This window comes from Micromonospora coriariae, assembly GCF_900091455.1.
Taxonomy (GTDB): domain Bacteria; phylum Actinomycetota; class Actinomycetes; order Mycobacteriales; family Micromonosporaceae; genus Micromonospora; species Micromonospora coriariae.
Genome location: NZ_LT607412.1, coordinates 1,100,172 through 1,114,939, shown reverse-complemented (window position 1 = coordinate 1,114,939; position 14,768 = coordinate 1,100,172). Strand labels below are relative to the sequence as shown.

General features: G+C 70.0%; 14 protein-coding genes and 1 pseudogene. 8 read left to right on the top strand and 7 right to left on the bottom strand.

Annotated features, from left to right (window positions below; translation table 11 throughout):
- Positions 1-10 precede the first annotated feature (10 nt).
- Positions 11-1,477, bottom strand: a complete 1,467-nt coding sequence (locus GA0070607_RS05175) for an NAD-dependent malic enzyme (RefSeq protein ID WP_089017139.1) — start codon at positions 1,475-1,477, stop codon at positions 11-13.
- A 184-nt stretch (positions 1,478-1,661) separates the two neighbouring features.
- On the opposite strand from GA0070607_RS05175, the gene hflX reads away from it, so the two are divergent.
- Both hflX and GA0070607_RS05165 read left to right on the top strand, forming a co-directional pair.
- Positions 1,662-3,116: a GTPase HflX gene (gene hflX, locus GA0070607_RS05170; protein ID WP_089017138.1), complete on the top strand. Its 1,455-nt coding sequence runs from the start codon at positions 1,662-1,664 to the stop codon at positions 3,114-3,116.
- Between the two features lie 50 nt (positions 3,117-3,166).
- Positions 3,167-4,852 (top strand): hypothetical protein, encoded by a 1,686-nt coding sequence (locus GA0070607_RS05165; RefSeq protein WP_089017137.1) that lies wholly within the window; start codon positions 3,167-3,169, stop codon positions 4,850-4,852.
- Positions 4,853-4,923: 71 nt separating this feature from the next.
- Here GA0070607_RS05165 and lexA read toward each other — a convergent pair whose 3' ends face one another.
- A complete protein-coding gene (lexA, locus tag GA0070607_RS05160) occupies positions 4,924-5,709 on the bottom strand; it encodes a transcriptional repressor LexA (protein ID WP_089017136.1) in 786 nt (261 codons plus the stop codon).
- A 593-nt stretch (positions 5,710-6,302) separates the two neighbouring features.
- On the opposite strand from lexA, the gene nrdR reads away from it, so the two are divergent.
- Both nrdR and GA0070607_RS05150 read left to right on the top strand, forming a co-directional pair.
- Positions 6,303-6,806 (top strand): transcriptional regulator NrdR, encoded by a 504-nt coding sequence (gene nrdR, locus GA0070607_RS05155; protein ID WP_089017135.1) that lies wholly within the window; start codon positions 6,303-6,305, stop codon positions 6,804-6,806.
- A gap of 62 nt (positions 6,807-6,868) precedes the next feature.
- Entirely contained in the window at positions 6,869-9,751 is a 2,883-nt protein-coding gene (locus tag GA0070607_RS05150) for a vitamin B12-dependent ribonucleotide reductase (protein ID WP_089017134.1), read from the top strand.
- 51 nt (positions 9,752-9,802) lie between these two features.
- Here the strand turns inward: GA0070607_RS05150 and GA0070607_RS34070 are convergent, their stop codons facing one another.
- Both GA0070607_RS34070 and GA0070607_RS05140 read right to left on the bottom strand, forming a co-directional pair.
- Positions 9,803-10,531, bottom strand: a complete 729-nt coding sequence (locus GA0070607_RS34070; protein ID WP_408630893.1) for an SDR family NAD(P)-dependent oxidoreductase — start codon at positions 10,529-10,531, stop codon at positions 9,803-9,805.
- Positions 10,532-10,545: 14 nt separating this feature from the next.
- Positions 10,546-11,277: a class I SAM-dependent methyltransferase gene (locus tag GA0070607_RS05140; protein WP_089021672.1), complete on the bottom strand. Its 732-nt coding sequence runs from the start codon at positions 11,275-11,277 to the stop codon at positions 10,546-10,548.
- A gap of 189 nt (positions 11,278-11,466) precedes the next feature.
- Here GA0070607_RS05140 and GA0070607_RS05135 point away from each other — a divergent pair, with 189 nt between their 5' ends.
- Positions 11,467-12,006 carry a DUF6817 domain-containing protein gene (locus tag GA0070607_RS05135; protein ID WP_089017133.1) on the top strand — a complete coding sequence of 180 codons (540 nt, stop codon included), beginning with the start codon at positions 11,467-11,469 and terminating at the stop codon, positions 12,004-12,006.
- 424 nt (positions 12,007-12,430) lie between these two features.
- On the opposite strand, the pseudogene GA0070607_RS05130 reads toward GA0070607_RS05135, so the two are convergent.
- Together GA0070607_RS05130 and GA0070607_RS05125 are read right to left on the bottom strand one after the other, a co-directional pair.
- Positions 12,431-12,687: pseudogene (locus tag GA0070607_RS05130) on the bottom strand (transposase); the annotation flags it as partial.
- 59 nt (positions 12,688-12,746) lie between these two features.
- Positions 12,747-12,923, bottom strand: coding sequence for a DNA-binding protein (locus GA0070607_RS05125; protein WP_231930856.1), 177 nt, complete (start codon positions 12,921-12,923; stop codon positions 12,747-12,749).
- Positions 12,924-13,045: 122 nt separating this feature from the next.
- Here GA0070607_RS05125 and GA0070607_RS05120 point away from each other — a divergent pair, with 122 nt between their 5' ends.
- From GA0070607_RS05120 to GA0070607_RS32725, 3 genes are read left to right on the top strand one after another with little or no spacing between them, the layout of a single operon-like run.
- Complete coding sequence (locus tag GA0070607_RS05120) at positions 13,046-13,234, top strand: hypothetical protein (protein ID WP_089017131.1); 189 nt, start codon at positions 13,046-13,048, stop codon at positions 13,232-13,234.
- A 36-nt stretch (positions 13,235-13,270) separates the two neighbouring features.
- Positions 13,271-13,450 carry a hypothetical protein gene (locus GA0070607_RS05115; RefSeq protein WP_231930854.1) on the top strand — a complete coding sequence of 60 codons (180 nt, stop codon included), beginning with the start codon at positions 13,271-13,273 and terminating at the stop codon, positions 13,448-13,450.
- A complete protein-coding gene (locus GA0070607_RS32725; RefSeq protein WP_172898990.1) occupies positions 13,447-13,614 on the top strand; it encodes a hypothetical protein in 168 nt (55 codons plus the stop codon). The genes GA0070607_RS05115 and GA0070607_RS32725 overlap by 4 nt, the downstream gene beginning before the upstream one ends.
- A gap of 3 nt (positions 13,615-13,617) precedes the next feature.
- On the opposite strand, the gene GA0070607_RS05110 is transcribed toward GA0070607_RS32725, so the two are convergent.
- On the bottom strand, positions 13,618-14,730 hold the full coding sequence (locus GA0070607_RS05110) for an FAD-dependent monooxygenase (protein ID WP_231930852.1): 1,113 nt from the start codon (positions 14,728-14,730) through the stop codon (positions 13,618-13,620).
- Between the last annotated feature and the right edge of the window lie 38 nt (positions 14,731-14,768).

Below are 14,768 nucleotides of genomic sequence, written 5' to 3'. Positions count from 1 at the left end.
AATCAGCCCGTCAGGGGGTGGCGCTGGCGTTGGCGGCGATCTCGGGGAGGTCGGCGGGGCCCGGGTCGGCGGCCGGCAGCGGGCTGGGGTTGTGGGCGGCGGCGCGCACGGCCGCGGCGACCGCCGGGGCGACCCGGGCGTCGAAGACGCTGGGCACGATCACCGTCGGGTTGATCTTCTCCTCGCCGACCACGTCGGCGATGGCCCGGGCGGCGGCGATCGCCATCTCCTCGGTGAACTCCTCGGCGTGCGCGTCCAGCATGCCGCGGAACACCCCGGGGAAGGCGAGCACGTTGTTGATCTGGTTCGGCTGGTCCGAGCGGCCGGTGGCCACCACTGCGGCGTGCTTGCGCGCCTCCCGCGGGTCGACCTCCGGGTCCGGGTTGGCCAGCGCGAAGACGATCGAGTCCTTGGCCATCTGGGCGATGTCGTCGCCGGTGAGCAGGTTCGGCGCGCTGACGCCGATGAAGACGTCCGCACCCCGGATCGCGCCCGGCAGGTCGCCGGAGTAGTTGTCCTTGTTGGTGTTGTCCGCCAGCCACTGCCACGCCGAGTTGAGCCCGGTCTGCCCGCGGTGCAGGGCGCCCTCCCGGTCGTACGCGATGATGTCGCCGACGCCCTGGCGCAGCAGCAGCTTCATGATCGCCGTGCCGGCCGCGCCGGCACCGGAGACCACCACCCGGACGTCCGCGAGCTGCTTGCCCACGACCCGCAGCGCGTTGGTCAGCGCGGCCAGCACGCAGATCGCGGTGCCGTGCTGATCGTCGTGGAAGACCGGGATGTCCAGCAGCTCACGCAGCCGGGCCTCGATCTCGAAGCAGCGCGGCGCGGCGATGTCCTCCAGGTTGATCCCGCCGTACGCCGGCGCGATCGCCTTGACGATGGCCACGATCTCGTCGGTGTCCTGGGTGTCCAGGACCACCGGCCAGGCGTCCACCCCGCCGAAGCGCTTGAACAGCGCCGCCTTGCCCTCCATCACCGGCAGCGACGCGGCCGGGCCCAGGTTGCCCAGGCCGAGCACCGCCGAGCCGTCGCTGACCACCGCGACGGTGTTGCGCTTGATGGTCAGTCTGCGGGCGTCCGCCGGGTTCTCGGCGATCGCCATGCAGACCCGGGCCACCCCGGGGGTGTACGCCCGGGACAGCTCGTCACGGTTGCGCAGCGCGACCTTCGAGGTCACCTCGATCTTGCCGCCCAGGTGCAGCAGGAACGTCCGGTCCGACACCTTGCGCACGTCCACGCCGTCGAGCGCGGTCAACGCGTCGACCACCTGGTCGGCGTGGCCGGCGTCGGCGGTGTCGCAGGTCAGGTCGACGATCACGTGGGTCGGATCGGAGTCCACCACGTCCAGCGCCGTCACGATCGCCCCGGCTTCGCCGACCGAGGTGGTGAGCCGGCCGATCGAGGAGGCGTCCGCGGTCACGGCGATCCGGATGGTGATCGAGAATCCGGCGCTCGGCAGTCGGGTGATGGCCACGGGGTCCCTCCGTCACGGCTGTGCGGCCGTTCGGCCGCCGCCCAGCATTTCTACCGGGTTGTCGAGGTCGACCGGCATTCGCCCCCGCTTTTGGCGACCTTCAGCACGGGCATATAGCAGGTGCGTTAGGCGTTGCCACATGTCAGGATTACGTTCTACTTATCAAAACGGACAGGAGAACCGCTTGCGAGACCAGGAGAGCTTTGTCCCCGTCGAGGACGAGCTCGACGACGTCACCACCGGCGAGATGGAGCTGTCGGAGCGGCAGTCGCTACGACGCGTACCGGGCCTGTCCACCGAGCTCACCGACGTCACCGAGGTGGAATACCGGCAGCTGCGGCTGGAGCGGGTCGTCCTGGTGGGTGTCTGGACCGAGGGCTCGGTGACCGACGCGGAGAATTCGCTGACCGAGCTGGCCGCGCTCGCCGAGACCGCCGGCTCGCAGGTGCTCGAAGGGCTGATCCAGCGCCGTACGCGGCCCGACCCGGCCACCTACATCGGTCGGGGCAAGGTCGACGACCTGGGCGCGGTGGTGCTCTCCAGCGGCGCCGACACGGTGATCTGTGACGGTGAGCTGTCCCCGTCCCAGCTGCGGAACCTGGAGCAGCGCACCAAGGTCAAGGTGGTCGACCGGACGGCGCTGATCCTCGATATCTTCGCCCAGCACGCCAAGAGCAAGGAAGGTAAGGCGCAGGTCGAGCTGGCCCAGCTCCAATACCTCCTGCCCCGGCTGCGCGGTTGGGGCGAGACGCTCTCGCGGCAGACCGGTGGTAGCGGTCGCGGCGGCGGCGCCGGCGGCGGCGTGGGTGTGCGTGGCCCGGGTGAGACCAAGCTGGAGACCGACCGGCGGCGCATCCGGCACCGCATCTCCCGGCTGCGCCGCGAGATCAAGAGCATGAAGACGGTACGCGTGACCAAGCGCGCGCGGCGTTCGCGTAACGCCGTCCCCGCGGTGGCCATCGCCGGCTACACCAACGCCGGCAAGTCCAGCCTGCTCAACCGGCTGACCGGTGCGGGTGTGCTGGTGGAGAACGCGCTCTTCGCGACGTTGGACCCGACCACCCGTAAGGCCACCGCCGCCGACGGGCGCCTCTACACCCTCTCGGACACTGTCGGCTTCGTCCGGCACCTGCCGCACCAGATCGTCGAGGCGTTCCGCTCGACGCTGGAGGAGGTCGCCGAGGCGGATCTGGTGGTGCACGTCGTCGACGGTGCCCACCCGGACCCGGAGGAGCAGGTGCGGGCGGTGCACGAGGTGCTCGCCGAGGTGGGCGCCGACCGGCTCCCCGAGCTGCTGGTGGTCAACAAGACCGACACGGCCGACGAGGACACGCTGCTGCGGCTCAAGCGGCTCTGGCCGGACGCGATCTTCGTCTCCGCGCACACGGGGCGGGGCGTCGACGGGCTGCGCGAGGCGATCGAGGAGCGACTTCCCCGACCGGCCGTGGAGGTCCGGGCCGTCCTGCCGTACGACCGGGGTGACCTGGTGGCACGGGTGCACCGCACGGGCGAGGTGCTCAGCACGTCGCACCTGCCGGAAGGCACTCTGCTGCACGTGCGGGTCGGCGAGGCGCTCGCCGCCGAGTTGGCGCCGTTCGACGTCGAGCGACAGGGGCAGACAGCCGGCAGCCGGCGCTGAGCGGCCCCGGCGTCATATCCCGGAAACGCGCGGCATGCGACACTGGCCGAATGCGCCGCGTTGTTTCCTCGGTCACGGTTGCCCTCGGCCTGTTCGGGGCAACCGTGGCGCTCGCCGGAGTGGCTGTCGCCGCCCCCGCCCCCGCATCTGTCGAAGCGCCCGCCGCCACTCCCGGTAAGAAGCGGTGCACGATCGCCGATGAGCGGCTGCGCGAGCTGTCCGGGCTCGTGGCGACCAAGAGCGGCTACATCGTCATCAACGACAGCACCGAGGACCCGGCACGCAAGCGGGTCTTCTTTCTGGACACCAAGTGCAAGATCTCCAAGGACCCGGTCCGGTACTCGGGGGATGGGCCGTTCGACACCGAGGACCTGGCTCTCTCACCGAACGGCGCGACCCTCTGGATCGCGGACACCGGCGACAACGTCTTTGCCAAGGAACGCCGTAAGCGGGTCGCGCTCTGGTCGATGCCGGTCACCGGCAAGAAGGAGCCGGTGCTGCACCGGCTCTCCTACCCGGAGGGCAAGCCGCACGACGCCGAGGCGCTGCTCATCGGCGACGATGGCAAACCGCTGATCATCACCAAGGTGACCAGCGGGAAGGCCGAGATCTACACCCCCGCGGCGGCGCTGAAGAACGGCGACACCGACCCGGTGCCGATGCGCAAGGTCGGCGACATCGCGTTGCCCCGGACAGAGACCGAAAACCCGCTCAACACGTTCGGTCGCGTCGCGATCACGGGCGCGGCGCGGTCGCCGGACGGCGGCCGGGTGGTCCTGCGCACCTACGCGGACGCCTTCGAGTTCGACGTGACCGGTGGCGACATCGTCGGCGCGCTCACCACCGGCAAGCCCCGGGTGACGGCGCTCACGGACCCGTTCGGTGAGGCCATCAGCTACACCACGGACGGCAAGACCTTCCTCACCGTCTCCGACGGCCAGCAGTTCACCGAGGAGGAGACGGTCGACATCCTCAGCTACACGCCGTCCACCTCGACGGCGCAACCGCTGGCGGCCAACGCCGGTGACCCCAAGTCGGCAGCTTCCAAGTCCTGGACCGACGGGCTGAGCTTCGACGACATCACGTACCTGGTGGGCGCGATCGGGCTGATCGGCCTGCTGCTGGTTGGCGCGGGCATCCTCGGCATCCTCCGGGCCCGTCGCCGACCGCCGACCGCCGACGGGTCCGACCGGTCGGACCCGGATGGCGATCCTCTGGGCCCGCCCGGCACCCGTGCCGACGACGGGTTCCCGGCCGGTGACCGTGCCGGTGGCGTCTACGGTGGCGGCGCCCCGGCCGGCGGGGCGGTCTACGGCGCCGGCGGCGGGACGTACGGCGGCGGCGCGGGTCGTGGTGGTCCCGCCCCGGCGGGCGGCGCGGTGTACGGCGGTGGCCGTCCCGCGCCCGCCGACGGTGGTTACGGCCCTGCCCCGGCGGGCGGCGCGCCCGGCGTCTACGGCGGGGGTCGTCCCCCGGCGGGTGGCGGTCGGCCGGCGGGTGGCGGTCGGCCGGCGGGTGGCGGCGGCCGTCCTCCGAGCGGTGGGCATCCCGGCGGAGGCGTGTACGGCGCCGGTGGCCAGCCCGGCGGCGGTCGGGCCGAGCCGCCACGGCGTGGTGGGCCGGAGCCGGACTACCGCGGCCAGCGGCCCGGCCGGCGGCGTGAAGAGGACGCGCCCGTCGACCCGTACGGGCAGTATCCCGGGGGCGGTCGCGGCCACCGGGGCGACCGCTACTGACGCCTCCCGGCCGCCTGCCCTCACGCATCCCGCAGTGCGGGTGAGTGCCGGGGCACTCACCCGCGGACCGGTCAGATCCGGCGCAGCACCGCCACGACCCGGCCCATGATGGTGGCGTCGTCACCGGGGATCGGGTCGAAGGCCGGGTTCTGCGGCATCAGCCAGACGTGCCCGTCGCGCCGCCGGTAGGTCTTGACGGTCGCCTCGCCGTCGAGCATGGCGGCCACGATCTCGCCCGAGTCGGCGGTCGGCTGCTGCCGGACGACCACCCAGTCGCCGTCGCAGATCGCCGCGTCGAGCATCGAGTCGCCCTTGACCTGGAGCATGAAGACCTCGCCCTCGCCCACCAGCTCGCGGGGGAGGGGGAAGATGTCCTCCACCGCCTGCTCGGCGAGGATCGGCCCACCGGCGGCGATCCGGCCGAGCATCGGCACGTACGCCGGGGTCGGCCGCTGCGCGCGGGACAGCTCGTCGTCAATGGCCTCGCTCGGAGCCCGGACGTCCACCGCGCGCGGTCGGTTGGGGTCGCGGCGCAGGAAGCCCTTCTTTTCCAGCTCCTTGAGCTGGTAGGCGACGCTGGACGGCGACACGAGGCCGACCGCCTCGCCGATCTCCCGGACGCTCGGCGGGTAGCCGTGGCGCTCCACCCAGGTGCGGATGAACTCCAGGATGCGGCGCTGGCGGGCGGTCAGGTCGACCGTCGCCGGGTCGGGGAAACTGCTGACCACCGGGGTGACCGGGCGCACGGCGGGCTGGCCCGTCCGGCTGCGCGCGGCGCTGCGGCGTCGGGTGGCCGGCGGGCCCGCCTCGGTGATCTGCTGCGGGCTCTTCGGCCGGCTGGCCCGGTCCTCGGTCACGTCCGTCCTCCCTGGTCGGCGCTGGGTGCCTCGTCGGCTCGTGGTGCGTGCGGTGGTGCCACGGCGGTGCTGAGGGTGGTGCGTCGCCGCGTGTGGTGAAGATCCATCGCACCCGGCTGTTCCTGACCGTATAGGTGAGATCGGTCATTTTCAAACATCTGTACGACCTCTCACCGGCGTGTCGGGGTGAAAAAACACTTCTGTCGTACGGATGTTCTGATAAATGGTACGTCGGGGTAGCACGGGTGTTCGATCCTCGGCCGTTTTCCGGGCTACTTCGGCCCGCTGGCCGGTAACCGTGGCGGGGGCACGGCGTTGGGTCTTCCGGTGGAGCGCTGGGGGCGGATGACCGGATGGTCCGTGACGCGCCGGACACGCCGGCCAACTTGACCCGGGTTCGCCAGCGACATACGGTCAACCCCTAGATGTAGTAGTGACACGGGCGTAAGTTGCCTACAGGTTGGGTCCGACTACCGACCGCACTTCCGTAACGTCGACCACGGCGGGCGCCATCTCCGGACGGCACCGTCGTGGCGAGCCGTGCCCGGAGGTGCCCGGCGCAGCCGTGGTTGATCATGATTAGGAGGTAGGCGATGCGGTGTCCGTACTGCCGGCACGCCGACTCCCGGGTGGTCGACTCGCGGGAGGCCGACGACGGTCAGCTCATCCGGCGGCGACGGTCCTGCCCGGAGTGCGGCAAGCGGTTCACCACCGTCGAGGAGGCGGTCCTCGCGGTCGTCAAGCGCAGCGGGGTGACCGAGCCGTTCAGCCGTACGAAGATCATCGGCGGGGTGCGCAAGGCGTGCCAGGGCCGGCCCGTCGACGAGGACTCGATCGCGCTGCTGGCCCAGAAGGTCGAGGAGACCGTGCGGGCCAAGGGTGCGGCCGAGATCCCCAGCCATGACGTGGGGCTGGCCATCCTGGGCCCGCTGCGGGACCTGGACGAGGTGGCGTACCTGCGGTTCGCCAGCGTCTACCGGTCCTTCGACTCGCTCGCCGACTTCGAGCAGGAGATCGAGACATTGCGGGCCGCTGCCCGCGCCCGGGAGGGCGCGAGCCAGGCCGGGGCGGCGGGGACCGCCGGCCGTACCAACTGAGGTTTGTGTTGCTGACAGGTGGAAGCGCGGCGGGTGGCCGCGTGGACGAGGGGGCGGATGAGATGTCGGGGGATGGTGTGACGACAAGCAGGTCACGGAGCAAGGCCAGCGCGAGCGCCGGGCTGAAGATCGAGCGGGTGTGGACGACCGAGGGGGTCCACCCGTACGACGAGGTCACCTGGGAGCGCCGCGACGTCGTGATGACGAACTGGCGGGACGGCTCGATCAACTTCGAGCAGCGCGGGGTGGAGTTCCCGGAGTCGTGGAGCGTCAACGCGGCGAACATCGTGACCACCAAGTACTTCCGGGGCGCGGTGGGGACCCCGGAGCGGGAGTGGTCGCTCCGGCAGTTGATCGACCGGGTGGTCGGCACCTACCGCACAGCGGGTGAGGAGTACGGCTACTTCGCCAGCCCGGCCGACGCGGAGATCTTCGGGCACGAGCTGACCTGGATGCTGCTGCACCAGGTGTTCAGCTTCAACTCGCCGGTCTGGTTCAACGTCGGCACGCCGTCGCCGCAGCAGGTCAGCGCCTGCTTCATCCTCTCCGTCGACGACTCGATGGACTCGATCCTCGACTGGTACAAGGAGGAGGGGCTGATCTTCAAGGGCGGCTCCGGCTCCGGGGTCAACCTGTCCCGGATCCGCTCGTCCCGCGAGCTGCTCTCCTCCGGCGGCAACGCCTCCGGCCCGGTCAGCTTCATGCGCGGCGCGGACGCCTCGGCCGGCACCATCAAGTCCGGCGGCGCCACCCGGCGGGCGGCCAAGATGGTCATCCTCGACGTGGACCACCCGGACATCCAGGAGTTCGTGGTCACCAAGGCGCGCGAGGAGGACAAGATCCGCGCGCTGCGCGACGCCGGGTTCGACATGGACCTGGGCGGCTCCGACATCGTCAGCGTGCAGTACCAGAACGCCAACAACTCGGTCCGGGTCTCCGACGAGTTCATGACGGCGGTGGAGAACGACGGCGGTTTCGACCTGCGTGGTCGGCTCGACGGGGCGACCATCGAGACGGTCGAGGCGAAGAAGCTGTTCCGTTCCATCTCCCAGGCCGCCTGGGAGTGCGCCGACCCGGGCCTGCAGTACGACGACACCATCAACGACTGGCACACCTGCCCGGAGACCGGCCGGATCACCGCGTCGAACCCGTGCTCGGAGTACCTGCACCTGGACAACTCCTCGTGCAACCTGGCCTCGCTGAACCTGATGAAGTTCCTCAAGGCCGACGGTGGCTTCGAGGTGGAGAAGTTCGTCAAGTCGGTCGAGTTCGTCATCACCGCGATGGACATCTCGATCTGCTTCGCCGACTTCCCGACCGAGAAGATCGGTGAGACCTCCCGCGCCTACCGGCAGCTCGGCATCGGCTACGCCAACCTCGGCGCCCTGCTGATGGCCACCGGCCTGCCGTACGACTCGGAGCAGGGCCGCTCGGTCGCCGCGGCGATCACGTCCCTGATGACCGGCACCGCCTACCGCCGCTCCGCCGAGCTGGCCGGCGTCGTCGGCCCGTACGACGGCTACGCCCGCAACGCCGAGCCGCACAAGCGGGTCATGCGCAAGCACGCGGCGGCCAACGACGAGATCAAGCCCACCAGCCCGGTGGCCACCGCGATCGTCCGCGAGGCGACCAAGCAGTGGACCCAGGGCAACAAGATCGGCGACAAGAACGGCTGGCGTAACTCGCAGGCCAGCGTCCTCGCGCCGACCGGCACCATCGGCTTCATGATGGACTGCGACACCACCGGCGTGGAGCCGGACCTGGCGCTTGTCAAGTTCAAGAAGCTGGTCGGCGGCGGCTCGATGCAGATCGTCAACCAGACGGTCCCGCGTGCCCTGCGCAGCCTCGGCTACCCCGAGGAGCAGGTCGAGGCGATCGTCGAGCACATCGCCGACCACGGTCACGTGGTGGACGCCCCCGGTCTCAAGCCGGAGCACTACGCGGTCTTCGACTGCGCGATGGGCGAGCGGTCGATCGCCCCGATGGGCCACGTGCGGATGATGGCGGCCATCCAGCCGTTCGTCTCCGGCGCCATCTCCAAGACGGTCAACATGCCGGAGGCGGCCACCGTCGAGGACGTCGAGAAGATCTACTTCGAGGGCTGGAAGCTCGGCCTCAAGGCGCTGGCGATCTACCGGGACAACTGCAAGGTCGGCCAGCCGCTCTCGGTGGCCAAGTCCAACAAGGCCACCGAGCCGGTCGCCGTCGAGGCCGCGCCGGTCGTCGAGAAGGTCGTCGAGTACCGGCCGGTGCGCAAGCGCCTGCCGAAGAAGCGGCCGTCCGAGACGGTCTCCTTCTCCGTCGGCGGCGCCGAGGGCTACCTCACCGCGTCGTCCTACCCGGACGACGGCCTGGGCGAGGTCTTCCTCAAGATGTCCAAGCAGGGCTCGACCCTGGCCGGGGTGATGGACGCCTTCTCGGTGGCCATCAGCATCGGTCTGCAGTACGGAGTGCCGCTGGAGACGTTCGTCAGCAAGTTCACAAACATGCGCTTCGAGCCGGCCGGCATGACCGACGACCCGGACGTGCGCATGGCGGCCTCGGTGATGGACTACATCTTCCGTCGCCTGGCGTTGGACTTCCTGCCGTACGAGCGCCGCGCCGAGCTGGGCATCTTCACCGCCAGCGAGCGGGCCGCGCAGCTGCGGGCCGAAGCCGACGCGGAGAGCGCCGCCGTCACCGGTGCGGAGCTCACCGCGATGGCGTCCTCGGCGCCGGTGGAGACCCCGGCCAAGCCGGAGCCCGTCGCCCAGCCGGCGCAGGAGATCGCCGAGGTGGCCGCCGCCAAGCCGGCCCCGAACGTGGGCTCCAGCACCGAACTGCTCGAGGCCGTGATCGGCAAGGCCGCCGACGCACCGCTCTGCTTCACCTGCGGTACGAAGATGCGCCCGGCCGGTAGCTGCTACGTCTGCGAGGGCTGCGGCTCCACCAGCGGCTGCAGCTGAGTGTGACCATTCTCAGCGTGTCCCCTCCAGGGGTGCGTTGAGATCCAAGGGTCATCGGCGAGTCTGACCAAAGGGATGTCCCCCGGACGATAGCGTCCGGGGGACTTTCCGTTGCTCACGACGCGGACACGACCTGGGTTCGGCGGGCAACGACACCTGACGGAGCTGTCCAGCAGTTGGCCGAGCCGGGCGGCGGCCTCGCCGGGCGACGTGTCCGCGTCGCCCGCTCCCATGGCGGTGGTGAGGCTGCCCGGATGGACAGCCCAGCACCGTACGCGACCAGCAAGTTCCCGAGCGGGGGCGACCGTCAGCATTTTCTGAGCGGCTTTGGAGATGCGGTAGGCGTAGCTGGTCCGTCGGCCGGCGAAGTCGCCCGCGGCCTGCGCAGCCAGCGAACCGAGCCGGGGACGACACGTTGATGATCAGCGGTGCGGGCGCGGCCAGCAGCATCGGCAGCATGGCCTGAGTCAGACGCATCGGACCCGCGACGTTGACGTCAACGGCGTTCAGGATCGTCTGCGGGTCGCAGTCCGCCAGCGGGCGGGCCGGAGCTCCGATGCCGGCGTTGTTGATCAGCGCATCGATCGGCCGTCCCCGGACAGCCGCCAGAAGGGCCTCGCTCACCGGTGCCCGGACGTCCTGCAGAACAGGTTCAACGCCGGCCCGCTTGATCGACACGGCTGCGGACTCTGTGCGGACACAGGCGACGACGTTCCAACCCTGGTCGGCGAGATGCTCGGTCAGGGCCGCGCTGAGCCCTCGGCTGCTGCCGGTGACCACTGCCAGCCGGGTGGTCACCGGAGTACCAGCAGGTCGAGGGCATCGACGACCGGGCCGGACTCGGTTCGTGCGGCCTCCTGCAGACGGGCTACGCCCGCCGCATAGGCTTCGTCGCTGATCAACTGCAGCGGCGTATGCGCCTCGCGCTGCAGGCCGGCGGCGGCATCGGCCACCGACTGGGCGGTCACTTGTGGGACTGGTTCGCAGCCGGTCGTCGTGAAGCCGGCGGTGGCGAACGCCGCCTCGACGTTGGGGATGCTCGGGTAGCGGTCCAACACGGCGACGGCTTCCGGGAACCAGCGGAACAGGTTGATCGCTTCGTGCCGGCCGGCGAACGCGGAGCGGATCAGCACCGGTGCGCCCGGCTTCAGCACCCGCCGGATCTCGCGGGCGGCGGCTTCCAGGTCGGGAACGTGGTGGATCACGGTGGAGAGCCAGACCCCGTCGAGGCTTGCGTCCGGGAGCGGGATGTCGTCGGCCGCGCCGGCCGCGACTGGCTGAAACATCGCCCGCTCACGCATCGCTGCCGAGGGCTCGACTGCCATGACGTCTATGCCGGGCCACCAGGTGCGGAACGCCCGTGCCCAACTGCCGGTGCCGCATCCAAGGTCGAGCAGGCGCGCCCCGGATCGGGGCTCGAAGTGCCGGCCGATCGCGGCACGCCAGGTAGCGAGGTCATCATCTCGCAGGTGCCGGGTCTCCTCGAACGCCGCTGCGTCCACGTTGTCGTATGCGATGAGAGCCATGCGCCGACCCAACCCGGCCGACCACACGGTGAGCAAGACTGAGTGCACCGGTTCACATCGATCGAGGTCTCCGGGCGCGTGAAAACGCAGACGACTTCGCACGTCAGCGGTTCACTCGGACGCACTGTGATCTATCAGGCAGCGCCAGGGAACACCCCTGTGCGCGTTGACGCGCTTAGGGTCACGCCTATGACCTTCGGCAGCGCGGCGCGGGCGTTTCTGCGAGAGCACGGCACGGAAGCGATCGAGCATCCCGGCGGCACTCTCTACTCCCACCTGTGTCGCGTCGAACAGCGCCTCGCGGCAGCCGGTGCTGCCCCACCCGTGCAGCTGGCCGGTCTCACCCATGCTGCCTACAGCACGGATGGTTTCGACCTGGCGCTGATCCCTTGGACCGATCGGGACCTGCTCCGAGCCGTGATCGGACTGGAAGCCGAGGCACTCGTATACCTGTACGGGGCTTGTGACCGTGACCGTACCTGGCCGGCTTTGGCCACCACCTCCACCGTGCATGATCGCTTCACCGGGCAGAGAAGGGTTCTCGAGTCCCATCTCATTGGGTCGTTCGTGGATCTGAGCATCGTCAACGAACTCGACGTCATCGAGCAGAGTCCGGCGCTGCTTGTCAAACACGGCGACTACTTCCGCGACCTCTTCGCCCGCTGGGCGCCACTGACGTCGCCCAAGGTGGCCGACGAGATCCAGCGGCTGATGGGACCGCGTAAGTGAACTCGACGGCCTAACCATCGAGCCTCGGCGCCGGGCATGGCCGGCAGCGCTCAGGTCGAACGCGGATCTACGCGATGATTGATTCCGGCGGCACCGTTGCATGGATCGTCCGCATGTCTTGCTTCCGCGAGACGCAAGGGGACAGTATGCTGGGCCGTGCCGACCCGGTGATCAAGGACGCGACCTCCGCATAGAGGGACATGCGCCGCACCGGAGGGGACCCCGAAGTCAGGGGGACACCTCAAGATCGGTCAGGTACAGTTGACATACGCGAACCGCGGCGCTGCCCCGACCTCCGTGATCGGAGGTCGGGGCAGCGCCGTTTCCAGGTCCTCGCGGACTCTGGCGGAGGGCATGTTGCCGTTGCCCATGATGCCTGTGAGTCATATTTATGGGTCTCGTGCTGGGTGTGTGGGTCGGGTGGTCATCGGCGGGGGAGTTGGGGTCGGTGGCCGCCGCGGTTGAGCATGTCCAGGGCGATGAGGGCGTTGGGTGAGTGGGATCCGAAGGCCATCCGGGTGATCAGGCGGATTTGGCGTTGACCGACTCGATGCGTCCGTTGGACAGGCCGTGTCCGATGGAGGCGAGGATGGCGTCGCGGTGACGGCTCACGCGGCGTTGCAGGTCGACGAACACGTCGATGCGGCTGCGGCGGGCCCATCCGATCCACCGGTCAGGGGCTTCGACCCGCTGCTGGCGCGCTGGTCTTGGCCAGGGTGAACACGAGCTGAGACGCCGGATCAGCGGTCTTCGTCGCCATCGGTTGGGCGTGGTGGGCGGTTGTGTTTGGCCCACTCGTCCACCTCGTCCGCGTCCCAGATCGTCGTTCCGATCAGGCGAGCGATCGGCTCAGGGAAGCCGGGTCGGCGGGTGATCTGTAGTACCCGCTGCCGCGACACGCCGAACAGGGCGGTCAACTCGCCAGGCCCGTACAAGCGCGGTCGCTTCACGGCCTGAAAATAGGCGCGACTTGTGGTTGACTATTGCTCATTACAGATTGACAAGCCATCAGTGGGCACAGCGATAGCTGCGAGGTCTGATGCCGGATCGGGTGCCGTACGACGACTACCTGCTGGCGGTGGCGCTGACCCTGGCGCGGCGGCACCGGCCGGTCTGGTCGTGGCGACGGTGGCGGCGAACCTGTCGCTGCGGTGCGGACCTGCCGTGTCGAGCCCGGCACCGCATCCCGATCCGGCGAGGCCACTGGCCAGGGGAGGAGCAGCCGTGACCACCCATGGCCCGGTCCTTCCGGTGTGGACATGTGGTGGCCGCGACGCGCCCTGGCCCTGCCAGACACCGGCGCACCGAGCGGCGCGCCGAGTTCGACGGCGCACCGGTGTCGTTGGGTCTCTACATGGGGTCCTACCTGGTCTGGGCCGCTGAGGATCTCACCTGGGTGCCCGCCGGGCTGCTGCACCGGCGCTTCCTGGGCTGGGTCCGGTGAGTCTGATCCGGCGGGGCGACGAGCGGTTCCACTACAGCGACAACTCGCACAGGTGGATCCCGCCGGACCCGGACTACGACCAGGAGGTCTGGGACGAGATGGTCCGGCAGCACCAGCGCCAGCACCTGGAGGAGATCTCCCGGCGCAGGAAACCACGCCATTGATCGTTAGGGCTGGGTGAACAGCGGCCCGTAGTTCGACCGGAACATCTGCTCGCCAAGGCGGCGCAGCACCAGGTCGCGCAGCGCGGGCGGCAGCCCGGTGGCCTTGTCCCGGCGGTGCGTCTGGCTGAGCACCCAGTCGGTACGCGGGCGGCGGCGCATCTCGTACCCGTGCAACGCCTCGGCGATGTTCCCGGCGGCGGCCAGTGAATCGGCGAGCACGACGGCGTCCTCCAGGGCCATCGCCGCGCCCTGGGCCATGTTCGGCGAGGTGGCGTGAGCGGCGTCGCCGATCAGCAGCACCGGCCCTCGGGACCAGGAGTCGAGGACGACCTCCTGGTTCGGCCCGGCGTGCAGGGTGCTGGTGACGTAGTCGAGGGCCTTGAGCATCATCGCGGCCGGCTCGGTGAACGTTGCCCCCAACTCGTCGCGCCAGCCGGGCCGGTCGGCCACCGGGCCGTCGTTGTAGTAGCAGTACGTCTGCTCGTCGCTGATCGGGATCGTGAGGAACTGCCTACCGCGCCCCAACTGCACTGACCAGACCGGCTCGTCGTCGATTCGGGGAGCGACCCACCGGTACGCGTACTGGCCGAGGTCGCGGGCCGTCCGACCGTTGAAGGCGAGCCGCCGGACCGTCGAGTTCACGCCGTCGGCGCCGATCACCAGGTCGTACCGTGCGGTGCTGTCGTCGTCGAACTCGACGGCGATCACGGCGCCCTCCTCGGCGAGCGCGACCGGCTGGCGGCCCCAGCGGATCGGCGCGTCGCCGACGCCCGCGAGCAGGGCTCGGTGCAACTGCGCTCGCGGCAGGGAGGCGCAGGGCCCGACGCCCTGCCACAGTGCGGCCACGTCGATGTCGAAGAGGCGGCGTCCGCGCTGGTTGGCGCTGCGCTGCCGCGTGATCTCCACGGCGACGTCGAGGATCGGCTCCCGCAGACCGAGTACGTCGAGCATCCGGGTCGCGTTGCCGGTGAGGTAGATGCCGGTACCGGAGTCGTCCGGCCCAGGTGCCCGCTCAACCACGTCGACCGTCGCGCCCCAGTCCCGCAACGCGGCCACCGTCGCCAGCCCGGCGACACCGCCGCCGACGATCAGTACCCGGACACCGTCACCCCGCACGACCAGTTCCTCCCCTTTGCGGCCAGCTGAGCTGGGGA